Annotated in this window: 20 protein-coding genes; 10 read left to right on the top strand and 10 right to left on the bottom strand. The window is 61.4% G+C overall.

Annotation, left to right across the window (positions count from 1 at the left end; all coding sequences use genetic code 11):
- Positions 1–277: 277 nt before the first annotated feature.
- Positions 278–1,324 (bottom strand): class I SAM-dependent methyltransferase, encoded by a 1,047-nt coding sequence (locus ACSQ3Z_RS18650; RefSeq protein ID WP_436172779.1) that lies wholly within the window; start codon positions 1,322–1,324, stop codon positions 278–280.
- A gap of 250 nt (positions 1,325–1,574) precedes the next feature.
- Here ACSQ3Z_RS18650 and ACSQ3Z_RS18645 point away from each other — a divergent pair, with 250 nt between their 5' ends.
- Entirely contained in the window at positions 1,575–3,554 is a 1,980-nt protein-coding gene (locus ACSQ3Z_RS18645; RefSeq protein ID WP_436172778.1) for a putative bifunctional diguanylate cyclase/phosphodiesterase, read from the top strand.
- 430 nt (positions 3,555–3,984) lie between these two features.
- Here ACSQ3Z_RS18645 and ACSQ3Z_RS18640 read toward each other — a convergent pair whose 3' ends face one another.
- From ACSQ3Z_RS18640 to ACSQ3Z_RS18625, 4 genes are read right to left on the bottom strand one after another with little or no spacing between them, the layout of a single operon-like run.
- Positions 3,985–4,158 (bottom strand): hypothetical protein, encoded by a 174-nt coding sequence (locus tag ACSQ3Z_RS18640; RefSeq protein ID WP_436172777.1) that lies wholly within the window; start codon positions 4,156–4,158, stop codon positions 3,985–3,987.
- 33 nt (positions 4,159–4,191) lie between these two features.
- Entirely contained in the window at positions 4,192–5,319 is a 1,128-nt protein-coding gene (locus ACSQ3Z_RS18635; RefSeq protein WP_436172776.1) for a WD40 repeat domain-containing protein, read from the bottom strand.
- 13 nt (positions 5,320–5,332) lie between these two features.
- Positions 5,333–5,644, bottom strand: coding sequence for a hypothetical protein (locus tag ACSQ3Z_RS18630; RefSeq protein ID WP_436172775.1), 312 nt, complete (start codon positions 5,642–5,644; stop codon positions 5,333–5,335).
- A gap of 12 nt (positions 5,645–5,656) precedes the next feature.
- Positions 5,657–6,133: a hypothetical protein gene (locus tag ACSQ3Z_RS18625; protein ID WP_436172774.1), complete on the bottom strand. Its 477-nt coding sequence runs from the start codon at positions 6,131–6,133 to the stop codon at positions 5,657–5,659.
- A 570-nt stretch (positions 6,134–6,703) separates the two neighbouring features.
- Between ACSQ3Z_RS18625 and ACSQ3Z_RS18620 the strand changes: the two genes are divergently transcribed.
- The 9 genes from ACSQ3Z_RS18620 (at position 6,704) to ACSQ3Z_RS18580 (ending at position 16,311) form a co-directional block, all read left to right on the top strand.
- Positions 6,704–8,377, top strand: a complete 1,674-nt coding sequence (locus ACSQ3Z_RS18620; RefSeq protein WP_436172773.1) for an aromatic/alkene/methane monooxygenase hydroxylase/oxygenase subunit alpha — start codon at positions 6,704–6,706, stop codon at positions 8,375–8,377.
- A 55-nt stretch (positions 8,378–8,432) separates the two neighbouring features.
- Positions 8,433–9,494, top strand: coding sequence for an NADH:ubiquinone reductase (Na(+)-transporting) subunit F (locus tag ACSQ3Z_RS18615; RefSeq protein WP_436172772.1), 1,062 nt, complete (start codon positions 8,433–8,435; stop codon positions 9,492–9,494).
- Between the two features lie 50 nt (positions 9,495–9,544).
- Positions 9,545–10,603, top strand: a complete 1,059-nt coding sequence (locus ACSQ3Z_RS18610) for an aromatic/alkene monooxygenase hydroxylase subunit beta (protein ID WP_436172771.1) — start codon at positions 9,545–9,547, stop codon at positions 10,601–10,603.
- A gap of 16 nt (positions 10,604–10,619) precedes the next feature.
- Positions 10,620–10,991 (top strand): MmoB/DmpM family protein, encoded by a 372-nt coding sequence (locus ACSQ3Z_RS18605; protein WP_140745962.1) that lies wholly within the window; start codon positions 10,620–10,622, stop codon positions 10,989–10,991.
- Between the two features lie 73 nt (positions 10,992–11,064).
- Positions 11,065–12,087, top strand: coding sequence for an amidohydrolase family protein (locus tag ACSQ3Z_RS18600; RefSeq protein ID WP_436172770.1), 1,023 nt, complete (start codon positions 11,065–11,067; stop codon positions 12,085–12,087).
- 5 nt (positions 12,088–12,092) lie between these two features.
- Positions 12,093–12,890, top strand: a complete 798-nt coding sequence (locus ACSQ3Z_RS18595; protein WP_436172769.1) for an iron-sulfur cluster assembly protein — start codon at positions 12,093–12,095, stop codon at positions 12,888–12,890.
- 77 nt (positions 12,891–12,967) lie between these two features.
- Positions 12,968–14,599 (top strand): molecular chaperone GroEL, encoded by a 1,632-nt coding sequence (locus ACSQ3Z_RS18590; RefSeq protein ID WP_436172768.1) that lies wholly within the window; start codon positions 12,968–12,970, stop codon positions 14,597–14,599.
- 37 nt (positions 14,600–14,636) lie between these two features.
- Complete coding sequence (locus ACSQ3Z_RS18585; RefSeq protein ID WP_135937007.1) at positions 14,637–15,680, top strand: NAD(P)-dependent alcohol dehydrogenase; 1,044 nt, start codon at positions 14,637–14,639, stop codon at positions 15,678–15,680.
- Positions 15,681–15,831: 151 nt separating this feature from the next.
- Positions 15,832–16,311 carry a DUF1097 domain-containing protein gene (locus ACSQ3Z_RS18580; protein ID WP_436172767.1) on the top strand — a complete coding sequence of 160 codons (480 nt, stop codon included), beginning with the start codon at positions 15,832–15,834 and terminating at the stop codon, positions 16,309–16,311.
- Positions 16,312–16,409: 98 nt separating this feature from the next.
- Here ACSQ3Z_RS18580 and ACSQ3Z_RS18575 read toward each other — a convergent pair whose 3' ends face one another.
- The 5 genes from ACSQ3Z_RS18575 to ACSQ3Z_RS18555 all read right to left on the bottom strand — a co-directional run bounded on the left by ACSQ3Z_RS18575 (position 16,410) and on the right by ACSQ3Z_RS18555 (position 26,569).
- The gene (locus ACSQ3Z_RS18575) at positions 16,410–18,485 is read right to left on the bottom strand and encodes a sigma-54-dependent Fis family transcriptional regulator (RefSeq protein ID WP_436172766.1); all 2,076 of its coding nucleotides are present in this window, start codon (positions 18,483–18,485) and stop codon (positions 16,410–16,412) included.
- A 90-nt stretch (positions 18,486–18,575) separates the two neighbouring features.
- Positions 18,576–19,049: a hypothetical protein gene (locus ACSQ3Z_RS18570; RefSeq protein WP_436172765.1), complete on the bottom strand. Its 474-nt coding sequence runs from the start codon at positions 19,047–19,049 to the stop codon at positions 18,576–18,578.
- A gap of 392 nt (positions 19,050–19,441) precedes the next feature.
- Complete coding sequence (locus ACSQ3Z_RS18565; protein ID WP_436172764.1) at positions 19,442–22,846, bottom strand: acyl-[ACP]--phospholipid O-acyltransferase; 3,405 nt, start codon at positions 22,844–22,846, stop codon at positions 19,442–19,444.
- A 90-nt stretch (positions 22,847–22,936) separates the two neighbouring features.
- Positions 22,937–23,098 (bottom strand): hypothetical protein, encoded by a 162-nt coding sequence (locus ACSQ3Z_RS18560; protein WP_436172763.1) that lies wholly within the window; start codon positions 23,096–23,098, stop codon positions 22,937–22,939.
- 495 nt (positions 23,099–23,593) lie between these two features.
- Positions 23,594–26,569 carry an NAD(P)-dependent oxidoreductase gene (locus tag ACSQ3Z_RS18555; protein ID WP_436173936.1) on the bottom strand — a complete coding sequence of 992 codons (2,976 nt, stop codon included), beginning with the start codon at positions 26,567–26,569 and terminating at the stop codon, positions 23,594–23,596.
- Positions 26,570–26,896 lie beyond the last annotated feature (327 nt).

Raw genomic sequence — 26,896 nt, 5'->3', positions numbered from 1 at the left:
CAAGAGGGGGCGTGAGATCACATTCTCGGATCGTCGGACAGCGCGGTGTCGGGCGCGGTTTCCCGGTCATATTTCATGACTGCCTTGGCAAATGCGGAAATGGCGGGCGACCGCAAGCGCCGGAAACCAGCGACGGTGGCAGACGCCGGGCTCGCTGGCCGAGAATTCGGCAAAGGTTTCTGCCGCCTTCATGGGAAAACGCACACGACATGGCTCCGTCACGGCTGATCCGCACATTGTTCCGAGCCTGCGCGAAATTTCCCGCGCCCGTGCGCACTCAGAGATCGCCCTTCCTGACTTTGCCGTAAACGATGTTCCGGTTCGATCCATAATATACTTGTGCTTCGAAGGAACCCTTGCCGATTGCGGCATCGATGATGCCCCACATATCGTCAGCCGAACGCAGGATGAGTGGCCAATCCATGAAGGTCTCCATGTAGCCATCCGTCGTGATCTCATCGCTGAAATTGGCAAACAGGAACTCGCCTCCAGGCTTGACCAATTCCATCGCCCTCTGAAGCAGACGGACGCCGATGGCACGCGGCAGGTAGTCGTATAGCCCCGATGCGTAGACGAGATCGAATGTACCAAGCGAGTAGGCGCGGCGAAGAATACCACGTACAGAGCCGTGGAGTGCCTCGACTGCAGTGCCGGCAAAGTCGTGGTTCACCGTGGTTACGCTGACGGGGTCTTGATCCAGGCCGACCCAACGCTGCAGTTCTTGCTTGGCGAGCGCCTCGGAGCATTCAGCTTCTCGTAGATGACCGCACGCAATTGCCAGCACCTCCGCTTTTTCCACCCTACGGGCCGTTTCGTCCACAGTTCTGGTTAGTATGTCCCGCCGCTCGCGTCCTGCCACCGAACTCGCCGCCTCACTGGTATAGGCGTAGATCTGTCGGCCAAGCGAGGTCGACGAAGCCACGAACTCTTCGGCAACGGGGTGCTTGTAGTAAATGTCCAGCAGGCTTGCATCGCCCGAGTACCCGCGCGGCTTTTCGACCGACCAGCGCGTAAACGGATCTTGGACCAAGTATTCCGCCACGGGATGTTGCTGAGCCAAGGGGATGAGTTTCTGCCAGACCGCGGGAGCAACCTGCCTGCGAAGCTTATGGAGTCTCCCTGCCAGGCGATCGACGGTCAGGCCGGCCGGTTTGTGCCGCACGAAAGCTTGATTCGCGAGATCCAGCATGAGTGCGAGCTGGGCCGTGCTGTTCCGCAACTCGTCGGCATCGACAGTTTCGTCAGATGTCGTGGCATGCCTCTTCATCAACTTAGTCGTTACGAGGCTGTATTCGTCGAGTTGCAATTCTGCGTTGAGCCGCATGCCGTATACCCTCCGGTCCACGGCGAACAACTATAGACGCGGTGCGGGATGATGCGAAAGATTTTCATAAAATTTTATGCAGTGGCGGGGGCGGCGGCGTTGACCCGACCCCGCTAAATCCGAACTATCCCTGTTTACTGGTGGTTAGCGATATTCGGCCTTTTTTGCGGAAAGTGATGCCTACATCCTGCGTCCGATAGGCGACCTCGGCTATTCCATTCGCTACCGGGGGTCGCAGGGGGGCGTCATAATGCAACTGACTGAGGAGGTGGCTCAGAGGGTGGTCGCAGCGCTCGCGCGCCCGCGGTGGCATTCGCCCGATCCGACACTTTTAGTAAGGTTCCTCCAGAAAGAGGCCGATGAAAACCGCAAGCTCGTGCAATGGGGTATCAGGGCTGCTGTTCTTAGCTATGTGGCATACGGCCTCTTCGACTGGTTTCTTTTTCAGGACATCGCCGATCGGCTTGTGCTGACTCGCGTAACGCTAGGGATCACCTCCTTGGCGCTCGTCGAGTTTATCGCCCGACGGGGCTTCGCTCTTGCTACCTTACATCTCGTGGCAGCGCTGGCGATTGTAGTCGGCGCAGTCGGATGGCTGCTATCTGCTCTTGGAACAGGCCACCAGGCGGCGCTGTCCCACTTTATGGTCTTTGGCACAGTATTTATTCTTGGAGCGAACTTATTCTTCAATTTCCGTTTCTGGCTTTCAGCTATTTCATCGGCGACAGTGACCATAAGCTTCATAGGCGCCGCGCTTTTTTCCCTTCAGACCGACATCGTCGGCCGCGTCGTGCTGTCAGCCTATTTCGTGAATTGCCTGGTGCTGTCGCTCTACCTCTCCTGGCGACTTAGCGTAGAGCGATACCAAACTTTCCTGCACGCACTTCGGGCGCAAATTCAGGAACAGGCTGCTATCAAAAAGGGGCAAAAGCTGACTGAAATCGCGGATACGGATCCGCTCACGGGAATGAAAAATCGCCGGGCGATCATTCGAGAATTCTCGGAGATGCGCAACGAATGGGCCGCAGACGACGACGAAATAGGCCTCATTCTGATCGACGTGGACTACTTCAAGAGATTTAATGATGGGCTTGGTCATCAGGCCGGCGATGATTGTCTGATCAAACTTGCCTATGTCCTTTCCGAGACGGCAGCTTCGAACAACGCCATCGCGGCCCGTTATGGCGGCGAAGAGTTCGTTGTCCTGTGTAAGGTCGCTGGGCGTGCTCATCTTAATGAGCTCGCGCAGCAGTTTTGTCGCGCTGTAGAGGATTTGCATATCCACCACCCTGATCGGGGCGACAAGCTAAACATTGTCACCATCAGCGCCGGCGCCTCGTTGACGCGCGCCGATCAGAGCATGGAACTTCGCATCCTGCTGCAGGAAGCTGATCGCGCCCTCTACACGTCCAAGTTTGCTGGTCGCGCAACGTTCACTATTTACGACCCGCACGCTACCGACCGAGACCGCTCCAGCGAAAATCTCTCAGAACTGTTGAAGCTCGCAGTTTCCAAGCAACTCGTTTCCGTCGCCTATCAGCCAATTTGCGACCTAGCGTCTGGACGAGTGTTGGGCCATGAGACGCTCATGCGCGTGTGCGACTTCGACGGCACCATGATCAGTCCATCCGTGTTCATACCCGTTGCCGAGCAAACTGGCGCGATAGTGGAACTGGGTACGTGGTTAATTGATCAAGCCTGCAGCGACATGGTGGAATATGGATTGGGCTCGGTCGTGACGGCGAACGTATCCGTTCGTCAGCTCAAGGCTCCTAATTTTTCACTGCGGATCACTGAGATCCTCGGTCGGCACGGCCTTGCGCCACAGAAGCTTGCCATCGAGATCACCGAAGGAAGCGACATCTTTTTGGAGGCGCAAGCCGTAAGAAACATGGAGCGGCTGCGAAACCTGGGCGTTCAGATCTGGCTGGATGACTTCGGAACGGGATTTGCAGGCCTTTCTTGGCTCCGCCGTTTCAAATTCGACGTCGTCAAGATCGATCGCAGTTTCCTCCACGATTGCCAGACCTCTCGTGGCCTAAGCCTGTTGCAGGACATGGTCGGACTTCTGCGCAATCTCGACCATGCCGTGCTCGCCGAAGGCGTCGAAACTGAAGAGCAGCAGGTGTTGCTGCAGCGCTTGGGGGTACATTCGATGCAGGGCTTCCTCACCGGGCATCCCGTCCCGATCGAAGAGATAAACCAAGTTAGGCCAGGCCTCGTCGCCTAGCGGGGATATCCGGAATCCTGCGTCGGGCATCGAGCCAACCCTCGGAGGCGAGGAGTGTTCCCGATCAGGGTCCAACAGCCTTATCGGTCAGACGTCATTCCGCCTTGCCGTCGCCCGCTTATCGGGAACATCGAGAGGCCACACGAGTACTGCAGGGCTACACGAACCGCGGCGTGGAAGAGAGTCATCTCTGCTTCAGATCGATCATGCTGCCGCCTTATCCTCACGGAGAGCTGCAGCGTACTATGGCGTGCAAATCGGCGGCCTGCTTCGCGGACTCAGCCGGCCTTGACCGCCGATGCCGCGTTGTCGGTCTCAGCGGTCAGAGTTGTGGTGGCAGGGACGGCGACCAAGGCGGAGCGTCGGTGGCACAATCGGCTCTGTGCCACGGGATCGCCTCGTCGCCAGAGGAACGGACAGTCTCGTTGGTCTAGTTAGTCTTCAACTGGCCAACGCGGTTTTCGGCGATCCAGCGCGCGGCGAGCACCAGTGCTCCCATGCTGAAATCCTTGCCGTGCTTGGCCACCATTTCTTCCGACAGTTTGGCGAGTCGTTCGAAAAATTCATCCTTGCTGACATCCTCGGGGGTGGATTCGGTCTGCATTTCTTCCTCCTGTTTCCACGCGGCCCGCGCCCGCTATTTGAACATCTGCGCGGGAAAAGTGACGATCGCGGCGGTGCCATCGACCGAACCTACCGCCAGGTGCCTTCCGTCGGCGGACCAGGCAAGCGCGGTGACGGCGTTGCCCAGAGGTCGGACGAGCAGTTCGTCGCGCGCGCCGATCTGGGAGATCGTGATCCGGCCATTGGCATAACCGGCCGCGATGAGTTTCTTTTCCGGATGTGCTGCCACGGTCTCGACCGGAACCAGCCCGGTGCGGCCCGTTTCCAGAGCGCCAGAGGCCTCACCGTCAAGCGGCGGAGCGGTCATCGACCAGCCGGCGATCCGGTAAGCACCCGACGCGAACAGTGCATTCGCCGGCTGGCTCCAGCACACGGTCCGGACCGGCGATGGAAATCCCGCGACGATGCCGGCGCGGCAATCGGCCATGCCGACCAGGGCAAAGCCACCTGTCTCGAGCCCGCAGGCCAGCCATTCGCCGTCGCCGCTCCAGCGGATCGACACCGGGCGCGCCGAAAGGGAGACGTCGCGCATCGGGGCAGCGTCGCCGTCGACCACCCAGATTGACAGACCATCATCGTGGCTGCAGGCGAGGCGGCGTCCGTCCGGCGAGAAGGCAATCACGTCCGTGGACGAAGTCGTAGCGTGTCGCAGTCTCACCGAATCGCCTCGGCCACGCGAAAGAAAGACATCCTGCCCGTTGCTGACGGCTGTCATGGCCGCCAGGGGGCTATGGTCGATGGCGGCGATCGGCCCGTCGATCTTGATCAGCGTCTCCGCTATGTCGCCGCTCGCGGCGAGATGCGCCGCTTCGCCGGCAGCGGTCCCGACAAGGAAGCCGGACTGTAGATAGCTGGCGATTGGGACATTGCCGTCTCCCAAAGCAGCGGTGGCGATCAGTGGCGCCAATAACTTCTCTCTTGGTCGGATCGACGTCTGTCCGAGATCATTGCTTACCCTGATCCGCGACTCCGGTGGCTCCTGGTCCGCGATCGCGGCTATGGCGACCGTTCCATCCACGCAGGCGAAGGCGACAGTCGAGCCATCGGCGCTGAAGCACAGATCGGCGATCGCCGAGGGGCGACGCCAGCTGCGCGCCAGCAGATCGAACAAGGTCAGGTTCTGCATCGCGTGCTGGTTCATGGTCATCCTCTTGTCAGTTTCCATCCGTCGCTGCGAGCGTACGGTCGACGTCCTCGACGTCACCCTCCGCGGCGACGATGCGTTCCTCGCACGCCGCGCATGCGCTCCTGATCGCCTCGGCGCTCTCTTCCGCCTCATGCAAGTCCTGCACCAGTTGCGCGCTGGCGCCGTTCCTGCCGATCTCAAGCTCCAGGCGCAGCACATCCATCCCGATACCGGCGCGTTTCTGGTTAAGCCGCAGCGCCTCGGCAGTGAGCGCGGAGACATTGGCGACGAGTGCCAGCCGGCGGACGAGCAGCGTGTCATGCCTGTCAGTTTGCCCCATCGGATCCTCCTGTCATTTTTCGCCCCCAGCCATCGGTCCGGGCGGTATCTCGAAAGCCGACAGCAATTTGGGCAGTGTGCCGGCCTGCGAATGGAACTGTTTTTCGGCCGTTTCGATGTGGCTCTTGAGTTGATCCCAGATGTCGACGCGGATCATCGATGTCGTATCGCCGGTGAGGCGCTCGATCTCGTCGACGCGGAACTGGCGCGACAGCGAAACGCCGGAAAACACGAAGTCGCGCAACAGGATCGCATGGTTTTCGATGAACAGATGGATCATCGGATGTGTTTCCGTGGTGACGCCACCAGCGGCAAGCTCGGCCCGGATGAAGTCCTGGAAATGGCTCTGCAGGCGATATTGGCTCTCGCCCATGAAGCGCATGACAAAGACCAGGTCGCGGGGCATCAGCCTGACAAGATCGCCAGTAACACCATCGGCCTGGCTGGACATTGGCTCGGGCTGTCCCCGGCTGTCTTTGTCGTTCGCCACGGTCTCTCTCCAGTGCGAGGCCCTTCTGTGAGCCATCGCCTTCAAATAGTAGAGAAAGGAAAAGAATTGAATAGATGATATGTTTTTTTCAAATTTGCTGCGGATGCTAACTAAATATATTGCAATTGCGAATGTTCGTAAAATATTACATGCGACATTTACAACTGTAAAAGAACGTTACAGTTGACCTCAGCTCCACCTGTCGAAAGAGCAGAGATTTTGTTTTTAGCGCCAGCCAGGAGCGTCATCCTCGAGTTGGCACGACGCTTGCTTTGTACATTTCCATAAGAAGCCCATCGCGCTTTCGACGCGGTGCCAAAAGAACGAAGGAACGGAGGAAGCTGGGACCAGTCGCGTCCGCTTCGATACGCCCATCGCAAATGCGGTTGGCGCCGCGGATCTCTGCCAGACGCCTCTAAAACCTTTGCCGCGATCCACTTGAATGGCCGGACCATGAGTCGCGCCTGAACGCGCAACCCTTTGTCGTGCCGTTCGCACTCTCACTTGCGGCGCCGTGCGCCGCTTCATGCCGGGGTCAAGGGACCTGCGGCTCAAACCTGGTGGAGGCTTATGACCATGACATCTCTGACGCTCAACAAGATTACCTCGCAACGCGGAATCTCCGTCGGCGAGGCGACCAAGAAGATCGCCGATCTCGGCTGGAATCCTTCCTACGTGCAGGAAGCGATGACGTTTCCGACCGACTACAAGATCAACAAGACGCCGCGCGACCCGATGAAGCAGGTTTTGCGGTCCTATTTCCCCATGCAGGAAGAGAAGGACAACCGCGTCTACGGTGCGCTGGATGCGGCATTGCGCGGCGACATGTTCCGTAATGTGGAACCGCGCTGGGTCGAGTGGATGAAGCTCTTCCTGGCCATCATTCCTTTCCCGGAGATTTCCGCCGCCCGCTCGATGGCGATGGTCGCCCGCATCGCGCCCGGCGAGGAACTCAGAACCGGCTTTACCATGCAGATGATCGACGAGTTCCGTCACTCGACGATCCAGATGAACCTGAAGAAATGGTACATGGAGAACTACATCGATCCGGCGGGCTTCGACATCACCGAGGAGGCCTTCGGAAAATGCTACGCCACGACCATCGGCCGGCAGTTCGCGGAAGGCTTCATCACCGGCGACACGATGACCGCCGCCTGCATGTACCTGACCGTGGTCGCCGAGACCGCCTTCACCAACACGCTGTTCGTCGCCATGCCTTCGGAAGCCGCCCGCAACGGCGACTATGCGCTGCCGACCGTCTTCCTGTCGGTGCAGTCCGATGAGAGCCGGCATATCGGCAATGGCCATTCGCTGCTGATGGCGGCGCTCAAGGAGCCGGAAAACCACCTGCTGCTCGAGCGCGACCTGCGTTACGCTTTCTGGCAGAACCACGCGATCGTCGATGCGGCCATCGGGACCTTCATCGAATACGGCACCACCAACCGCGACAAGAACAAGGAGTCCTACGCGGAAATGTGGCACCGCTGGATCTATGAGGATTACTACCGCACCTACATGCTGCCGCTCGAGAAATACGGCATCAAGGTCCATCACGACGACGTCCAGGCAGCCTGGGAACGCATCACCAAGAAGAATTACGTCCACAAGGTCGGGCAGTTCTTCGCGGTCGGCTGGCCGGTCAACTTCTGGCGCATCGAAGCCCAGACCGACAAGGACTTCGAGTGGTTCGAGCACAAATATCCGGGCTGGTACGCCGAATTCGGCGACTTCTGGAAATGGTACGCCAAGCTTAGCCACAAGGGCGAGAAGGTGCTGCTGTTCAACAGCGACGTCGGTTACGTCTATCCGCACCGCTGCTGGTCCTGCCTCGTTCCCTGCCTGATCCGCGAGGATATGGTTGTCGGCGAGATTGACGGCCAGTTGCACACCTTCGCCCACGAACTCGACAAGTGGACTGCCACCGTGGCGTTCGCCGACGAGTATCAGGGCCGTCCGACGCCCGCGATGGGCCGCTTCAGCGGCAAGCGCGAGTGGGAGACGCTCTATGACGGCTGGGATCTGGCCGATGCGATCAAGGACCTGAACTTCGTGCGCTCCGACGGCAAGACGCTCGTCCCGCAGCCGCATATGCGCTTCGACGACAAGGAGATGTGGACGCTGGACGACGTGCGCGGCAACAAGCTCGGGTCGCCGCTCAACGCGCTGCGTGCCATGTCGCCCGCGGACCGTGAGAAGCACCTGGTGGAATACCGGGCCGGCTTCACGATCAATCCCTGCAACTGATCAGGCCAAAAGGGGGGCGGGTTCGTCCCGCCCCTTCCTTTCACTGGAGGTCCGTATGTCGGAAACCCACACGGTCAGGCTCAGCCCGGTCGGCGTCGAATTCGATGTCGAAAATGGCGAAACGGTGCTCAACGCCGCGTTCCGCCAGGGCATCGCGCTGCCGCACGGTTGCAAGGAAGGGCAATGCTCCGCCTGCAAAAGCGTTTTGCTCGAAGGCGAAGTCGACATGCTCAAATACTCGACCTTCGCACTGAACGACATGGAGAAGGAGAGCGGCCACGTCCTTTTGTGCCGCTGCGTCGCCTACTCCGATCTGGAAGTCGAGCTTCTCAACTACGACGAGGAGATTTTGGCGAAAGCGATCGCCGTGAAGACGTTCAAGGGCCGGATTGCTCGGATCGAGCACCTGACTCACGACATTCGCGGCATCGAGATCGAACTCGGCTCGCCGATAAAGTTCTGGGCGGGGCAATATGTCGACATCACGGTTACCACGCAAAAAGGGGAGACGATTACGCGCTCGTTCTCCATGGCAAATACGCCGGACCAAACCCAAAAACTCTCCTTCATCATCAAAAAATACCCTGAGGGAAAGTTCTCCGGAGAACTCGATTCCGGAGGTATCAAGGTCGGAGCAGAGGTCACCGTCATCGGACCCTACGGAACCTGTTTCCGCCGGGACGAACGGCAAGGACCCCTGATCCTCGTCGGGGCTGGATCGGGCATGTCACCGATCTGGTCGATCCTCAACGACCATCTGAAGAGCGGCGAGAAACGTCCGGTATATTTCTTCTACGGTGCCCGGACGCGCAGCGATCTGTTCTATCTCGACAGGATCGCCGAGCTGGTCGGTCAGCATTCGGAAGTCACATTCATTCCCGTGCTGTCGCACGCGACCGATGACGCCGAATGGGAAGGCGAGCGCGGCTTCGTACACCAGAGTGTCGACGCCAAGCTCAAGCAACTGGCGGTCGACGGGCAGGGCGATGTCCACGCCTGCGGCCCGCCGCCGATGATCGATGCGCTTCAGCCGGTTCTGTTCATGAACGGGTTCGAGACGGAGCGGATCTTCTTCGACAAGTTCACCACATCGGCAGGTGCAACGCCGACCCACTGAGAGGGCGGCCACGCAACTGTAACCACAACTGCAACAAGGGAGTGAAGACTATGCCAGCTACCTCGAGTTCAGTCGGATCCGGAGCCGCCGGCGCGGCGATCTTTGCCGACTCCGACAGCCGGAAGTACCGGTATTTCGACCCGAAGGGCCAGCGTGCCACCCACTACGAAGACATGACGGTCGACGTGCAGCCCGATCCGGAGCGTTACCTGATCCAGGACTGGATCATATCCTTCGCCGACGGCAAGGGCGCCTATGTCAAGCAGAACACCGCCGCGCAGAGCTCCAACTGGCATGCCTTCCGCGCCCCCGATCAGGAATGGGAGCGCACGCATTACCAGCGCCAGTCGAAGATCGAGACGATGGTGCAGAGCGTCATCAACAATGCCCGCAAGTCAGGCGCGCCGAAGACCTTCGACAAGGCGTGGGTCAAGATCCTGCAGACGCAGCTCGGCGCCTGGAAACACGCCGAATTCGGCCTCGGTACCTCGCTGATGCAGGCGCAGCGCTACGGCTACACCCAGATGATCAACAACGCGACGCTGACCAACTCGTCCTACAAGCTGCGGCTTGCGCAGGACATCACGCTCTACCTTGCCGAGATCGGCATGGACCTTCCCGGCTGGGATGACGAACTCGGCAAGAAGACCTGGCTCGAAGACAAGAACTGGCAAGGCACGCGCGAAGCGGTCGAAACCATCATGGGCGCGACCGACTACCTCGAACAGTATTTCGCCATCAACATCGTCTTCGAGCCGCTGGTCGGGGAAGCATTCCGCTCAGGCTTCCTGATGCAGATCGCCGCCGCCAACCATGACTTCATCACGCCTGCGGTGATCTCGGCAGCCGAGGCCGACTACGAGCGCAACCTCGCCAACACGATCGACCTCATGCACTTGCTCGCCAACGACGAGAAGCACGGCGCGGCGAACAAGAAGCTCTTCCAGGGCTGGGTCAAGAAACACGGCGCGCTGGCCGACAAGGCAGCCGTCGGCCTGCAGCCGATCTGGTCGATGCCGCATTCCAAGCCAGTCGCGTTCGCGGACGTTCGCGCCAAATCCGAGGAACGGATTGGCCAGATCCTCGGCGAACTCGGCCTCAAGCGCTGACACAGGGAGAAATGTCATGTCACTAGCAGCACGCGACGCAACGCATTCCAACATCTTCAAGGAGATGAAGGACATCACCTTCGAACAGACGATTTCGCATCAGTGCGGCGTCACCATGAACGACTCGGTCGAGGCCAGGGCCATCGCCGAATTCATGGGAAAGAAGCCGGGAGTGACCATCACCTACCAGCCGGCGCTGATCCGCATCGACGGTGACGGCAAGCTGATCTTCAAGATGGACGCGATCGGTGAATATCTCGGCCGCGAGATTTCAGCCGAGACCTTCGAAGTCAACACCTCCACCCACTACGGCCGCATGGTTCGCGTCGACGACAACACCGTGATCCTGTTCGGCAACATGGACGAGATGTTCGAATACATCGAATAGCCGCCAAAAAATCGGGCGCGCCGCCTGGTTGCGGCGCGCCGGACCGATCAACGCCCATCTCGCGGAGGGAAGAATGTTTAGGACACCGGAAGGCAAGGATATCTTCGTGGTCGACGGCCACACCCATTTCTGGGACGGCAGCCCGGACAACCAGAAAAATGTCCACGGCAAGCAGTTCATCGATTGCTTCTACGCCTATCACACCGGGCTGAGCCCCAAGGACCAACTGTGGGAGAAGAGCAAGTTCGAGAAATACAGCGCCGACGATCTCTATCGCGACCTGTTCATCGACGGTCCCGATGATGTGGCGATCATCCAGTCCACCTACCTGAAGGACTTCTACAAGAACGGCTTCAACACGATCGAGCGCAACGCCGAGGTGGCCAAGCGCTATCCGGAGCGTTTCATCGTCAACGGCGCCTTTGACCCGCGCGACGGTGAGAAGGCACTCGAGTACATCCACTTCCTCAAGGAGACCTATGACGTCAAGGGCGTGAAGATGTACACGGCCGAATGGAACGGCGCCTCCAAGGGCTGGAAGCTCACCGATCCCGATGCCTACAAGTGCTTCGAACTTTGCGACAAGCTCGGCATCAAGAACATCCACGTCCACAAGGGTCCGACGATCATCCCGCTCAGCAAGGACGCCTTCGACGTGCATGACGTCGACTATGCGGCGACGGATTTCCAGGGCCTCAACTGGATCATCGAGCATTGCGGCCTGCCGCGTCTCGACGATTTCTGCTGGATTGCGACGCAGGAAACCAACGTTTATGGCGGGCTGGCCGTGGCGCTGCCATTCATCCATTCCCGCCCGCGCTATTTCGGCGAGGTCATCGCCGAGCTGCTGTTCTGGATCGGGCCGGAGAAAATCCTGTTCGGTTCCGACTATGCGATCTGGACGCCGCGCTGGCTGGTCGAGAAATTCTGGGCCTATCAGATCCCGGAGGACATCGCCGCTGAACGGGGCGTGCAGCTGACCGACGAGATCAAGGAGAAGATCCTCGGCCTCAATGCCGCGCGCCTCTACAACATCGACATCGAAGCCAAGAAGAAGGCGCTCGCCGGCTCGCCCTTCAGCATCGCGGCGGAGTAGGGGCCATGGCAACCGCCAGCGTTTCCGGCAACCGCGAGAACGAACTCTGGCGGTGCCTTGGTGAGGTCAATGACCCGGAGCTCGACGAACCGATTACCGAGATGGGCTTCGTCGAGCGGGCCGCGATGACGAGCGATGGCAGCGTGGAGATAGACTTCCGCCTGCCGACCTACTGGTGCTCGCCCAACTTCGCGTTCCTGATGCTGGACGGCGTCCGCAAGGCGCTCGACCAGCTCTCCTGGGCGCCGGCCTATCGCGTCAGGCTGCACGACCACATGTTCGCGGAAGAGGTCAATCGCGGCATGGAAGCCGGCAAGACATTCAGCGATATTTTTGCTGAACTTGGCGAGGATCAGGATCTCGGCGCTTTGCGCGAAACCTTCAGGATGAAGGCATTCAAGCGGCGCCAGGAGGCAGTCCTGCGCGGGCTGCGGCAGCACGGTCTGACGGATCGGGAAATCCTCGGCATGGACCTGCCGGCATACGACATCGCGCGGTTCGAGCCGGGCGAAGCGACCAAACAGCAGCCGAGATACAGGGCGGCTCTGCTTGAGCGTTTTCCCGATCGCCAGGCGGATGATCCTGTCTTCGTGACATGGGAAGGGCAACGCATACCGCCTGGCGCACTCGGTGCCCATCTCGCCGAACTGCGCGGTGTGCGCGTCAATATGGAGTTCAACGGCGCACTTTGCCGTGGGCTCAAGCAGACCAGATACAAGGAACTGGATGTGGTCGAGGGCGAACCGACGCTGGTCGATTTCATCATGGACCGCGTGCCGGCACGAGCCGAGCCGACCGCCTGAAGCAGATCTGAAAGCAACGGCCTCCCTCGCACGAGGCCCCTAACCAACAACCCGCCCGTAAGGCGGAAGGAGGAATCATGCCCAAAATAATGCTTCACAATTCCGAGGCCCGCCGTGCTCTCGCCCGCGGCGTCTTTCGCCTGGCCGCTGCCGTCGAGCCGACGCTCGGCCCCAAAGGCATGAACGCCATGATCGACCGGCCGATCGGCACGCCGATGGTGACCCGCGACGGTGTCAGCATCGCCTCGGAGATCGAGTTGCACGACCGTTTCGAAAACATGGGCGCGCAAGTGGTCCGCGAGGTGTCGATGCAGACCAACGAGGTCGCCGGCGACGGTACCACGACTGCCATCGTGCTCGCCAACGCGCTCATCCAGGGTGGTGTGGAGGCGAATGAACGCGGGGTGAAATCCGTCGATCTGTGCAAGGGCATCGACCTTGCCGTGGCGGCGGTGGTGGCGGCGCTCAAGGCTTCGGCCAAGCCGGCAAAAGGCAACGGCATCCTGGCTTCGGTCGCCAATATTGCTGCGACCGACACGAAGCTTGGCGCGCTGGTGGCGGAGGCCCATCAGCGCGTGGGAGCCGAAGGTGTCATCACCACGGACTTCAGCGTCACCACCGAGACCACGCTCGATGTGGTCGAGGGCATGTCCTTCGAACGCGGCTATCTCTCTCATCACATGGTGACCGACCAGGAGAAGATGGAGGCGGTTCTCGAACGGCCATACATCCTGATGACCGATCTCAAGATCAAGGAGCCCGAGGCGCTGGATGCGGTTCGCCGCATTGCCGACCAGGATGGTCGACCGTTGCTTATCGTGTCCGAGGAAATGTCGCCGGAAGTTGTGGTGACCCTGCTCGGCAAGCAGGGACCTGGAAAATACCTCGTCGTCCACCCGCCGGAATATGGCCACTGGCGCAAGGCGATGATGGAGGATCTGGCAATCATCACCGGCGGCAAGGTGATCGCGCGCGACCTCGGCGGCCGGCTGGAGGACATCACAGCCGACGACCTCGGAACAGCCGACCGGGTGAAGACCAGTTCTTCCTACACCTCGATCATCCGCGGCGGCGGCGACCATGCGGCAATCGCATCGCGCCGCGCCCAGGTGCAGCGGCAGTATGAAGCTTCGCCGCCGAACATCGACCAGGACAAGCTGCGCGAACGCCTTGCCAAGCTCTCCGGCGGGACGGCGATCCTCTATGCCGGCGGTGTCACGCCCGTCGAGCAGAAGCGAACCATTCAGCTCATCGAGGATTCGCTGAATGCGGTGCGTGCCGCATCCGAAGAGGGCGTTGTCGCCGGCGGCGGCTCGGCGCTTGCCCAGATCGCGCCGCTGCTCGACAAGGTGGCGACCGGCGTCGACGGCGATGTCGCCGAAGGCGTGCGCCTGGTGCGGTCGGTGCTGTCGCGGCCGCTCTGGCGCATAGCCGCCAATGCCGGGGCCGATCCCGAGGCAGTCGTGGCGGAAGTTACGCGCATCAACGGTGGCTACGGCTACAACGCGTCTGCCGGCAGCTACCAGAACATGTTCGAGGCAGGGATCATCGATCCGGTCCGCGTCACCTACACAGCCCTCGCCAACGCAGCTTCGGTGGCGACGCTGATCCTGACCACCGAAACACTGATTGGCCATCTCGCCGAGGACGAGGATCCAACGGCCGGACCGGCCCGCGGCGGCGGCTCTGAAAAGCTCGGCCGCGCCTAAGCAATCCGAACAATCTCGACGTTGAAAGGATACGACGATGAAAGCTGCGAGACTGTACGAATACGATCCGCATATGAACGTCCAGCTCAGGATCGAGGAGGTCAAGGCACCGACGATCACCGCCCCCGACGAGGTGATCGTGCGGGTCGGTGCCGCCGGCCTCTGCCGCACCGACCTGCACATCATCGAGGGCGTGTGGAAGCCGACGATGGATCCCGAAGGCACGCTGTTGCCCTACATTATGGGCCATGAGAATGCCGGCTGGGTCGAGGAGGTCGGCAGCGGCGTCAGGTCGGTCAAGCGCGGCGACGCCGTGATCTGCCATCCCTTCCGCTCCTGCGGCATCTGTCTCAACTGCCGACACGGCGAGGACATGTACTGCGACAACGGGCAGTTTCCCGGCCTTGGCATGAACGGCGGCTTCGCCGAGTATTTCATCACCAGCGAGCGCTCGTTGATCAAGCTGAACGCCAATGTCACACCGATCGAGGTGGCGCCGCTGGCCGATGCCGGCATCACCGCCTACCGCGCCGCCAAGCGGGCGGCCAAGCTGCTAAGGCCAGGGAGTTACTGCGTCCTGCTCGGCATCGGCGGGCTTGGCCATATCGCGCTGCAATCGCTGCACGCGATCTCGGGTTGCCGCATCATCGCCGTCGATCGCGAACCGGCGGCGCGGGTGCTGGCCAAGGATCTGGGCGCCGACTTCGTCCTCGATGGCGGGCCGAATGTCGTCGAGGAGGTCAGCCAGATCACCGGCGGCGGCGCCCATGTGGTCATCGATTTCGTCGGCGAGCTCGGCGTCGAGAACATCTGCTGGAAGATGGTGCGCAAGGGTGGGCAACTGTTCGTCGTCGGCTATGGCGGCGCCGTCAACGTGCCAACCGCGCACCTTGTCATCGAGGAGATCAACATCGGCGGCAGCCTGGTCGGCAACTTCACCGAGTTGGTCGAGCTGATGGAACTGAACGCCGACGGCAAGGTGAAGATGCACTACACCGAATACAACCTCGCCAGCATCAACACCGCGCTCGACGATTTCAAGAACCGGCGGTTCACGGGGCGCGGCGTCATCGTGCCCTGAAGGCCTTTGGACCGAACGTGGCGCGGAACGGGTGCCGCGTCATGACTGATGCCATGGCGTTTTCCATATCGGGACGTAAGCGAAGCGCGATCCTGAAATGAGATTTTTGCTTCGCGAAAAATGGGAGGACAATATGGATCTTGTTACGGGGTTGGCCGTCGTCATCGGCATTATGGGTGGTATTGCGACGTGGGCAGCGATCACGATCGGCAACCCCTATCTACTGATCTGGGCGGTGTTTGTCGGCTGGGGGAGTTTCTATCACTGTGGCGGCAAGGAAGCCGGGTTCAAGAATTCGGCGGTTGCAAATCTCTGGGGAGCGATCTGCGCTGCCGGCGCATTGATAACCCTGACATCTATTGGTGTCACGGCGATCATGGCCGGCATTTGCGTCGGCATTTCAATCGTCGTTCTGATTCTCGCCGCCAAGCTGCCATTGCTCAGCGCCATTCCGTCAGCGGTCTATGGTTACGCAACGACCGCCGCGCTTTTTCTGCTTGGTGCCGCCGCTTATGGCGAAGGTGCTGGCGGCATCACCAAGGTCGCGGCCGCTGTGGTGATCTCGCTGATCATCGGCAACATCCTCGGCTATGTCTCAGAGAAAGTGACCGGTGCTGTCGTGAAGGGCTGATCATACCCCGCGATAGCCCCAGTTGATTGACTTTCCCCAACCTCGTGGCGCGAATGCCGCGGGGTTCTTTTGTGCCCGCGACAGGTTCTGGTCCTAGATTAGACGAACCCGCGGCGGATGCCGTGCTGGTCGAGCTTGCGATAGAGCGTCGGCCGCGAGATGCCGAGCCGTCGCGCGACACGGCTGAGGTTGCCGCCCTCTGCTTCCAGTGCGTTCTTCATTGCTTGGCGTTCCGCCTCGGCGAGTGTGCCCTCGAGCTCTTCGACTGAGGTGGCCGACTGCAAGCTCGGCCCAGAACCCGAGGTCTTGATTTCCTCGGGAAGGTCATGAAGGCCGATGTCGCGACCACGCGCCAGGACATGCAGCCGCCCGACCAGGTTCTTCAACTCGCGCACATTGCCCGGCCAACGATAGGCGAGCAGTGCATCCATGGCTTCATGCGAGAATTCCAGCGGCTCCTCGCCTGATGCAGCGGCGATCTTCCGGTTGAAATGTTCGGTCAGCAGCAGCACGTCGTCGCCGCGTTCGCGCAGCGGCGGCACGGTGATCGAGACCGCGCCAATGCGATAGTAGAGATCGCGGCGGAAGCGGCCCGCGGCAACTTCCTGTTTGAGGTCGCGATTGGTCGAGGCGACCAGGCGCACATCCACCGGGCGGCCCCGGCTGTCTCCAATGCGGTGGACCATGCGCTCTTCCAGAACACGCAACAGAAATGGCTGGATCTCGAGTGGTAACTCACCGATCTCGTCGAGACTGAGCACGCCCCCGTTGGCGAGTTCGAAAACGCCCGGCTTGCCTTCACGCGAGGCGCCGGTAAAGGCGCCGGCGACATGGCCGAACAATTCGCTGCCGAACAGGTCCCTGGTGATCGCCCCGCAATTCATCGCGATGAACGGATCGGTCGTCGTGCGCCGGCTGCCGGCATGCACGAGCCGCGCAAACAGCTCTTTCCCGACGCCTGTTTCACCTTCGACCAACAGCGACGGAGCGCTGCTCGATCGGGCGACGCGGCATGCGACGTCGATGGCGGCCTGCAGTGTTTCACTTTCGCCGATGATCATGGCGACAGCATCCTGAAGATGCTTGTTCACCTCCCGGTGGACCACCGCCACGCTGGAGACTGCCGGAACCGAGGGGAACACCAGCGCCGCGCCGCGGAGGTCGCCGTCCAACTTCAGCGGCGTGATGTGGCAGGATCGCAGATGGGCCGGCAATGCCCTGGCAAGGTCAGCCTCGGAGCCGGACGACGGAAGGTTCATCAGCCAGCGGCCTCGGCCAGGCTCCATCGGGCCGTCCATCATTTCGGCTTTCTCGCCGTCAGGCACGTTGTTGCAGAAGATCGCGCGGCCCCGATGGTCGACGATCACCAGCCCATCTTTTCGGCGGTAGCTGGGAGCCGAGGAAATGAAGGCCTCGAGCAGACGCGTGCGCTGTTCCTGCTGCTGTTCGGCAAGCGCCTTTTCAATCTGCCGGGCCGTGGCAGCGACCAGGGCGGTGTTATGCGGCCGGAAGATCGGCGAATAGCCTGACAGGTCGACGACGCCGATGATCTTGCCGTCGAGCGGGTCGCGGATCGGCGCGCCGGCGCAGGTCCAGGATTTGATGCCGGCGCAGAAATGCTCGGCCGCGTGGACGAAAGTGGGCTCACCCGTCCACAGCGCCGTTCCTATGCCGTTGGTTCCGACGGCATCCTCGTTCCACTTGCCGCCGATGGCGAGGTGGATATCCATGCCGTCATGCAGGGTCTTCTTGTCGCCGATGGCGTCGATCAGCACGCCGTCGCTGTCGGCCAGAACCAGCATCGCGCCTGTCCCGTCCAGCAACTGGCCAAGGGAGGCGAACGATCGCCGCGCCGCCGAAAGCAGTTCTGCATTGGCCCGGGTCAGATATTCGATCTCGTCGCGATCACTGCTCAGCGGCGCTTCAATCCCTTGAGCGTTGATGCCGCCGGTGGCGCTGCGATACCAGGAATCGTGAATGAGGGAGCGGACGTGGCTCGGATGGACTGGATCGCGGGCACATTTGGGATCGTCGGCCAGAAAACTTTCCCAGGCGCGCATGGTGGCACGCTCGTCATAGTCGATGTTGCCCAGAACCATTTGCCCCGCGGCCAGCGACGCACGCGCCGGAAGAGCATTGATCTTCGTCGGATTGGGGCCTAACTCGCGTTTCATTCAGTCATCACAGACCTTTTGGGCCATGCCATTTCTGTTTGCAGTCGCGTCGTATGCTGCCGCGGACTGGACGTGCAGAAGCACGCCCAGTCAGTCTATGCCGAGTTTCGCGCCGATATCGGCGGCAAGCTGTTCTTCGGTATAAGTGGCGGCGAGGTGGGATCCGTCCAGCTCGGCAAGCGCTTCGGCGACGGTTTCGTCGACGGGCGAGAAGAAGCCATTCTGCTTCGTTGCCAGAACGAAGATCTGGCCCCCGTCACGGTTGCGGATATCGCCGATGTGATGAAGTTGGCGGCCTGTATTCTGATCTTTCGAGATCACGCGGCCGTTGATGGTGACCTTGATGATCGGTTTGGCTTCGGCCACAGAGGCAAGACTGCCGCCAACGTGGATGATCAGACCTTCTGCCTTTGGTTGCTGGCGTGGTTTCCTGGAAGCCGAATAGCCACCGCCGCTGATCTGGTCGGCAAGGCGAACGATGGTCGAGCGGTTTTGCTCAATCAGTCTTTTGACTTGTACGTCCTCGCGCCGCGGGCCATCCCGCTTGGAGATAATCTCAACCATGAATCCTCCCAGATTCGCTCGGCATTGCCGTTAATACGGCTTATTTCTTCTTTGCGGTGAACCCTACACCGCCTCGTTCAAGTACGCCATTCATATCACATAGCGCCGAAATTCGAGTCGCTGGTAGCAGGCGGCTGCTACACGGGAATTCCGGCAATCGGACGTTTTGTGTAGCGCGCTTCGAGTCCACCCGCAGGGCTTCGTGCCGTCGGATACGTAGGACGCCTCCACCTCGGCTGGGCAATACGCGTTTCAATGCCTCCCTGTCGTTTTCCGCAAGAGCGTGAATGAATTGGGGTGGTGATGGCAACTTGCCCGATGCGGTCACCGCCAGGGCTGAGAGATTGTATGAACGGGCCGGCGTTTTGCGCCGGCCCGTTCGCGTATCCGGATCAAGCTGCCTTGATCTTCATGTCTTCTTCGCTGCGCACCATCTTCGTCACGCCGGCGAAGTCGAGCTTGCCGGAACCGAGGACTGGCACTTTCGCAACGATGCGCACTTCGGCCGGCACCATCAGGTCCATGGCGCCGTTGGCCTTGGCGAAGGCCAGGAATTCGGCGCGCGTGGCGTTGGCGGCCTCGGTGATGAGGATCAGCTTCTCGCCCTTGCGGGCATCCGGCACGGTGGCGACGGCCGACAGCGAACCCTTCCACAATTCACCGGCCAGCACTTCCACGGCAGCCAGCGAGATCATCTCGCCGCCGATCTTGGCGAAGCGCTTGGCACGGCCGCGAATGGTGATGAAGCCGGCCTCGTCGACGGTGACGACGTCGCCGGTGTCATGCCAGCCGTCTTCCAGCGGCTCGAGCACGCCAGGCTTTTCGGCGCGCAGATAGCCCGACATGACATTGGGCCCGCGCACGTAGAGCCGTCCGCCATCATCGACGCCGGGCACCGGATCCAGGCGGTACTCCATGCCCGGCATGATTTTGCCGACGCTGCCGGACCTGTTGTACATCGGCGTGTTGATGGAGATCACGGGTGCTGCTTCGGTCACGCCGTAGCCTTCGAGGATGCGCAGGCCGAACTTCTCCATGTAGGTCATGCGCGTCGCCGCCTTCACCGGCTCGGCGCCGGCAAAGCAGTAGCGCACCGAGCGGAAGTCATAAGGATGCGCCGTGCGCGCATAGCCTGAGAGGAACGTATCGGTGCCGAAGATGATCGTCGCGTTAGACGCGTAGATCAGTTCCGGCACGATGCGGTAGTGCAGAGGCGAGGGGTAGAAATAGACCGGCACGCCGGAGATCAGCGGCAGCACCGTGCCCGCCGTCATGCCGAAGGAATGGAAGATCGGCAGGATGTTGAAGACCTTGTCGCCCGAGTGGAAGTCGATGCGCGACGCGGCCTGGGCGGCATTGGCCAGGATGTTGCGGTGGGTGAGCACCACGCCCTTGGGCGTGCCTTCGGAGCCGGACGTGAACAGGATCACAGCCGCATCGTCGGGCTTGCGGGCAACCCGCGGCGTGCTCTTGCGCAACAGGCCGAGCAGCTTGTCCTTGAGGCCGATGGTGGCCCGCAAATCGTCAAGCCAGACGATGTCCACCGCGCGGCCGAGTTCCTCGACCACCGCGCCAAGCTTTGCCTGTTCGACAAAGGCGCGCGAGGTGAGCACGGTCCGCACGTCGGCGGCCTTGCAGGCGGACAGGATGTTCGCGGCCCCTGCGGTAAAGTTTATCATCGCCGGAACCTTGCCGGCCGACATGACGCCGAGCAGCGTCGCGCAGGCGCCGTTGGCGTTGGGCAGCATGATGCCCAGCGTCTGCTGGTCGGCGTAGAGGTGTTCGAACTTCTCGCCGAGCACCGCGGCACCCGTCAGCAGCTTGCCGTAGCTCAGCGAACCGGTGACCGGATCCTCCACGGCAAGCTTTTTCATGCCGCGCTCGTTCGCCGTCTGGATGATCTTTTCCAGCACGGTCTTGTCGATATCCTGGGTGCGGAAGACGAGGTCTGACATGACCTGGTAGAGGGCAGCGCCCGCCGCGGCGCGGCGCTTGCGGCCCTTCAGCTCGTGCGCAACTTCGAGCTTCACCGGCTCCAGGATGGTCACCTTGACCTTCGGGAACAGGCGGCGGCGCACATGCTGCGACGTCAGCCGCGAAAAGTAGCTCTTCTCCAACCCTTCGATGCGGACGGGGACCACCATCGAGCCGGTCTTGTCGGCGACCATGGCGGCACCGTCATAAACCTTCATCAGGCCGCCGGTGACGGTGATGCGGCCTTCGGGGAAGATGACCAGCGGATCGCCGCCTTGTACGATCTTGATCAGCGTGCGGGTCGACATCGGCTTGGCCGGATTGAGCGGCAGAGCGCGGGCGAGCTTCAGGAACGGCTTCATCCACCAGGCCTGCGCGATGGTGTGGTCGATGGCGAAGACCGGCTCCTCGTCGGTCAGCGTCAAGGCCAGCGGACCGTCGAGGAAGCTGACATGGTTGAGCGCCAGGATCGGCGCCGGACCGGCAGCTTTGAGGTTATCCAGCCCCTCCACCTCCAGATGATGGAAGGCGCGGAACAGGATGGAGACGAAATCGCGGAAAGCGTTCGTCGGCAGGTATTTCAGCATCAGCCATGCGGCGACGGCATTGATGACGGCGAGGCCGAACAGCACGCCTGCTATGGAGACGCCGGCTGCCTGGATGGCGGCGACAAGACCGCCGCCGATGGTCATGAAGCCGGCGCTGACGACGTTGACCGCGGCGACGACACGGGCACGGCGATCCTCCGGCGCCCAAGCCTGCACCGCCGCAAAGGTCGGCACGACGAGGAAGGCGCCGGCAATCGCCAGACCGGCCAGGTCGATGGCGACGCGGATGGTGTTCTGGCCGGCAAAGAAGGCGCTGAGCGTCTGCGCCTGGGCAGAGGCTTGCAGGCCCCAGACGCTCCAGCCGAGATCAAGTCCGAACAGGGCCATCAGGGCCGTGCCGACCGGGGCCGGCAACAGCACCATGCGCCCCTGTGACATCCACGCGGCAATGGCCGAGCCGATGGCGACGGCGACCGCGAAGACGGCGAGATAGGCGGTCACGGCGATTTCGGTGCCGCCGAGCGAATCCTTGACCATGGGGGGCAGGATGGACAGGATGATGGCGCCGACCAGCCAGAACCAGGACGCCATCAGCGCCGCCCGCCAGATGCGCTGGTTTGTGCGCAGCTCGCTGACCAGCCGCCAGGTGGAGCGCAGGACGTTCTTGTCGATCACCAGGTTCGGTGCTGCCGATCCGGTCGCCGGGATGTAGCGGCTGACGAACCAGCAACCGACGGCGAGGATCATCATCATCGGACCGAAGACCGCGATGCCGATGCCGTCGGCCGAGACAATGCCGCCGACGATCGTGCCGCCGAGGATGGCGGCGAAGGTGGCCGACTCGATCCAGGCGTTGGCGCGCGGCAGCTCCTTGCGCTCGAGGTGATCCGGCAGGATGCCATATTTGATCGGGCCAAACAGCGCCGAAATGACGCCGAACAGGAACAGCGCCGTCAACAGCACCGGGATTGACGAGAGCGCGATGCCGATGACCGCCAACAAGGCGGCGCCGATCTCGACGAGCTTCAGCTTGCGCGCCACGGCAGCCTTGTCGAAGCGGTCGGCGATCTCACCGCCAAGCGCGGACAGAAGCAGGAAGGGCGCCATGAAAACAGCACCCGCCAAGGTAACCAACGACGCCGCCTTGTCCGCCGCCAGCGTGAACAGGATGAGGAACACCAGCGTGTTCTTCAGGAAATTGTCATTGAAGGCCGAGAGGAATTGCGTCCAGAAGAGAGGCGCGAAGCGCCGTGACGTCATCAGATGGTTGTTCATGGCAATTTCCATTGGGCAAGGTATCGAGCAATCCGAATGGATCGAGCGGTTGCTTGCACGGTTTGAGCCTCGTTGTTAGCGGGAACCGGATTACACTTCGTTACTGCGGTTGATATCCATCAGCAGCTTTTCGGTCTTGGCATCTTTCAACCTGCTGATGAAGCGGCCCGCTTCCTCCGCGTCACGCAACGCCTTGGTGATGGTGACGGAGGTTTTCCAGGTGCTTGAATGGTTGGGAGCATAGCTGGGCATCGATATGATCCTTTCGTTTCAGGGTTAAGTTGGGTCGGCGCTGGTCTGTTTCAGGCCGGAAACTATCAGGCCGGCTTCGTCGTCGTCTGCCGTCCGAGCACGGCGTCGGCACTGCTCCTGAGCGATCCGCCGCACCCGGCGGCTGGATTACTTCCATGAACGTTGTTCATGAATGCAACATAGCACATCGTGAACAGCGTTCAAGAGAAAAATGAACGCCGTTCAAAAATTTCGGATGGAGAAGGCTGAAGAGGATGAAAGGGGGTGGATGTCAGGCCTCGCCGGCGAGTCAGCCGTTGATGTCATCGCCGGTCCGGACCTTGTGTCATACTGATTTTGTCAAATCGCAACCTCGGCCAATCCGAGATGGCGTTCGATCGTGTTGGCCTGTTCGACGATGCGTCTTATCTCGGACCGGCTGAGCACGCGTGGCGCCGGTCCCGCCTGGGCGTCTGAAACGTTCCGGCCCACGGCGCGACCCGGCAACCTACGATCTCACTCCTCCGCCGGCCCGTAGAGGCTGAACTGGTCGAGCAGCGCCCGTTGCCGGTCGGCACTTTCGACAAGCAGCCCGGTGTAGCGATCGATGATCCGGTTGCGATGATCCGGATCGGAAACGGAGGAAAGTGTACCCACGATCGCTGCGACCTTTTCCGAGGCCTGCCGCAGTTCGTCCAGGAGCTCCGCCTTGCCGCCGACTTCAGTAACCACCTGCTTCGTCACCTTGCCGATGCCGGCGGGCGTGCGGCTGCCGACTGACACATAACCCTCCGGCAGATCTCCCTTGAGATTGGTGACCGACTTGAAACGGATGACGTCGAAGACCTGGTCGACTGCCTGCTTCGCACCGGTCACCCGGGAGGGATGATCGGTGTCGGCGGCAGCGTGCGGCAGCAGCTCCAGCCTGCCCTTATGGCGCTCTTCGAGCGGCAGGTAAGGAAGCATCGGCCCGCTGAGTCTGCCGGTCGCTGCGTCCTTGAAGAGATCGGCGTCGATCGCCGCGTGCGCGATCTTGCCGGTCGACAGCGCCTCGTCGAGCGCGGCGGCATCGACGACCTCGCCCCGGTCGTAGTTGACCAGCACCGCGGCGTCGTTCATCACGTCGAACACCTTCGCATCGACGGTTCCGGCGTTGGAATAGACGCCTCTCGCCGCATCCAGGCGGCCGAGACCGATGTGCACAGAGAGCACGTCCGCGCCGGTTGCCGCGGCAACCGGACTTGCGGCATGTTCGAAGCCTTCCGCCTCGATCCAGCGCTTGTGATGCTCGCGGGCGTAGATCGCCACCTTCATGCCGAAGGCCTTGGCGAGCTTGGCGACTTCGCGGCCGATGTTGCCGTAGCCGAGAACGGCGATCTTGCGGCCCTCGAGCTTAGCGGTGGGAAAATCCTTGAGCTGTCGGCCGGTGTCGAAGTCGCCGCCGGCGACCATCCGGTGCAGCCTGCCGACCGGCAGATCCGGAACAACTCTCAGGATCGCCTTCATCGCCATCTGGGCGGTCGCCCGGCTGTTGATACCCGGCGTGTTCATCAGCGGCGCTTCGCCGCCCTCGCCATTGCCGCCGCCCCAGGAGGCCGAGCCCATGTTGCCGGTGCCGGCGCCAATGCGCACGCCACCGAGCGGGAATACGGAGTCCTTCGGGATGAAGGTCGCCGCCGCGATCAGCGCGTCGTACTGGCCCTTGTCTGTCTGCGGAAGGATCTCCGCCTCGGTGCTCAGGTTGGGCTGGTAGAAGAAATGGATGCGGCCCTTCTCAAGCGCCGACCGCTCGCCGAGCGGTCCGAGGTGGAAGACCCCCCCCTTTTTCTCGATGTAGGCCTTTATCTCGCTGTGATCCGGCCGGCCGTCGGCGCCGAAGCGCAGGCCGACCAGATCGGCGATCAACACCGCATAGGCGCGCGCGGGGTCGTCCTTGCGGACGCCGTCGCCTGTCTTGGTCGGGGCCTCGAAAACGACGCCGTTCTTCGCCAGTTCCTCTTCGAGAACGACGATCTTGGCGCGCAGATAGGCGTATTGCAGATTCTCCAGCAGCGCGACGATATCTTCGGGCTGGCGGATGCCACCGACCCAGGCGCGATAGTCGCCTGGCGTTCCCGGGAAGGCATTGACGTAGCGGGCCGCGTCTAGGCCGGGCTCATATTCGCCGTTCGGATGGGTGATACCCTCATAGCCGAGCAGTTGTTTCGACCGGGCGATGATGCGGGCGTGGATGCCGGGGTCGGTGATGCCGTCGTCCTCGACCTTAAGGAGCGTTACCGCCGCGCCGCGCCGTTCGGCATCGGTGACTGTCAGCGATAGCATCGGGTGCGACTTGACCCACTCGTCGATCACCTTGCGATTGGTGGCGGAACGACGGTTCAGCTCGACGACGGAGCCAACCCGAGCCTCCGACTGTAAAAGGCCGAAGGTGGTCTCGGCAAAGGCAAGTGCGCTATAGGTGTTGATTACGCCGCCGAGCATGCGGTCTTCTGCAGCGTCGTAGAATGGCCCGGCATCTACGGAGCGCTTGGCCGAAAGCGGTAGCTTAGGGTCGATCGGTGGTGCGATCTTCAGCTGGCGCGGGATCGCCCAGGCGGGATCTTGCTGGTTCTTTTCGATCAGTGCCAGGGCGTGCGACGTGAAGGAGGCGACAAAATAGCCTGACACCCCGCCGATCGCCTTCTGGAACGGCATGAACAGGCAGCACTTCGCCATCACGGCGTCGACGAGTTCGGGCTCCCACGGCATGGCACCGAGCATCGAAGTGGCATCGAACACCGCATGGCGGTTTGCCGGATCGCCGTCTATCCAGCTCAGCAGTTCGTGGATCTCGGCACTGGTATAGGCATTGGCCCCGGTCGTCTCGTGGCCGACGCCGACGAAGATCGAGACGCCGAGGGCGGAGAGCTCGGCTGCCGTCGGGATCACGCCTTCGGAGACGGCGAAATGAATACGGCTCTCGCAGCCTTTTTCGGCGAAACGCTGCATCTCGATCAACTGGGTGGCCCAGGACTGGCGGAAGAAACCAGCGGCCCTGGATAGATCGCTCTCTGGCTGCGGCGTATCGACATAGACGCGTTGGGAGGCGTCGTTGGCGTTCATCAGGTGCTGGACGCAGACAGTGAAGCCGCTATGGCCACCGCCGAGTCCCACCGCCATGCGATTCGTCTTCGGGAAGTGGAAATAGCGATGGATCGCCCGCATCATGTCGGTCAGGATCTTGTCCGCCGGATAGCCGCGGTGCATGCTGCGGGAAATCTCGGCGGTGGTGAAGCCTCCGATGTCGTTACCCCTGTCGTCGAACTTCCGATAGGTCTTCTCAATCCAGGCGTCGAAGGCGATGCGCCGCAGGCGGCTGTCCACTTCGTCGGTGGTCGCATCGGTGATCGGGCCGACACCGAAGAACGGGTTCGACGGCAATTTTGGCGCGCCCGATCCGGTCAGTTGGAGTGCCTTCAGTCGCTGTTCCTGCATCTGCGCGATATTCATGATGATCTGCCTATCTGTTTTCCAGGGCGGGGGGCGGATAGTGGATCGAACACGAAAGAAAAAAGACGCTAACTGCGCCGAAGCGCACGCTGAATGCGTCATGGTTGCGCTGCAACGAGGAATTGCTGCCGCACGTGCATGGCTGCGATCGATGGTCCTTGAGCTTCGCAGGCGACGGAAATGGCCGCCTTCCATGCGGGTGTTCAGTCAATCAAGCCACAAATTGGAGCGCCGAGCGCACTCAATATTCGCCTGCTCGTGCCGCTGCGTCTGAGGCGCGCATTGGGGCCTCTGAACAACGGACGTCAGTCGCCATTATGAAATATATTT

Source organism: Mesorhizobium sp. LjNodule214, from assembly GCF_964252735.1.
Taxonomy (GTDB): Bacteria; Pseudomonadota; Alphaproteobacteria; order Rhizobiales; family Rhizobiaceae; genus Mesorhizobium.
The sequence above is the reverse complement of the archived record's forward strand: the minus strand, read 5'-3'. Positions and strand labels throughout refer to the sequence as shown.

Coding starts and splice junctions, on each gene's coding strand:
- ACSQ3Z_RS18635 (WP_436172776.1), bottom strand. CDS start 5,319: ATGAACCAGCACGCGATGCAGAACCTGACCTTGTTCGATCTGCTGGCG.
- ACSQ3Z_RS18615 (WP_436172772.1), top strand. CDS start 8,433: ATGTCGGAAACCCACACGGTCAGGCTCAGCCCGGTCGGCGTCGAATTC.
- ACSQ3Z_RS18605 (WP_140745962.1), top strand. CDS start 10,620: ATGTCACTAGCAGCACGCGACGCAACGCATTCCAACATCTTCAAGGAG.
- ACSQ3Z_RS18610 (WP_436172771.1), top strand. CDS start 9,545: ATGCCAGCTACCTCGAGTTCAGTCGGATCCGGAGCCGCCGGCGCGGCG.
- ACSQ3Z_RS18650 (WP_436172779.1), bottom strand. CDS start 1,324: ATGCGGCTCAACGCAGAATTGCAACTCGACGAATACAGCCTCGTAACG.
- ACSQ3Z_RS18560 (WP_436172763.1), bottom strand. CDS start 23,098: ATGCCCAGCTATGCTCCCAACCATTCAAGCACCTGGAAAACCTCCGTC.
- ACSQ3Z_RS18565 (WP_436172764.1), bottom strand. CDS start 22,846: ATGAACAACCATCTGATGACGTCACGGCGCTTCGCGCCTCTCTTCTGG.
- ACSQ3Z_RS18575 (WP_436172766.1), bottom strand. CDS start 18,485: ATGAAACGCGAGTTAGGCCCCAATCCGACGAAGATCAATGCTCTTCCG.
- ACSQ3Z_RS18640 (WP_436172777.1), bottom strand. CDS start 4,158: ATGCAGACCGAATCCACCCCCGAGGATGTCAGCAAGGATGAATTTTTC.
- ACSQ3Z_RS18630 (WP_436172775.1), bottom strand. CDS start 5,644: ATGGGGCAAACTGACAGGCATGACACGCTGCTCGTCCGCCGGCTGGCA.
- ACSQ3Z_RS18620 (WP_436172773.1), top strand. CDS start 6,704: ATGACCATGACATCTCTGACGCTCAACAAGATTACCTCGCAACGCGGA.
- ACSQ3Z_RS18585 (WP_135937007.1), top strand. CDS start 14,637: ATGAAAGCTGCGAGACTGTACGAATACGATCCGCATATGAACGTCCAG.
- ACSQ3Z_RS18570 (WP_436172765.1), bottom strand. CDS start 19,049: ATGGTTGAGATTATCTCCAAGCGGGATGGCCCGCGGCGCGAGGACGTA.
- ACSQ3Z_RS18590 (WP_436172768.1), top strand. CDS start 12,968: ATGCCCAAAATAATGCTTCACAATTCCGAGGCCCGCCGTGCTCTCGCC.
- ACSQ3Z_RS18595 (WP_436172769.1), top strand. CDS start 12,093: ATGGCAACCGCCAGCGTTTCCGGCAACCGCGAGAACGAACTCTGGCGG.
- ACSQ3Z_RS18600 (WP_436172770.1), top strand. CDS start 11,065: ATGTTTAGGACACCGGAAGGCAAGGATATCTTCGTGGTCGACGGCCAC.
- ACSQ3Z_RS18645 (WP_436172778.1), top strand. CDS start 1,575: ATGCAACTGACTGAGGAGGTGGCTCAGAGGGTGGTCGCAGCGCTCGCG.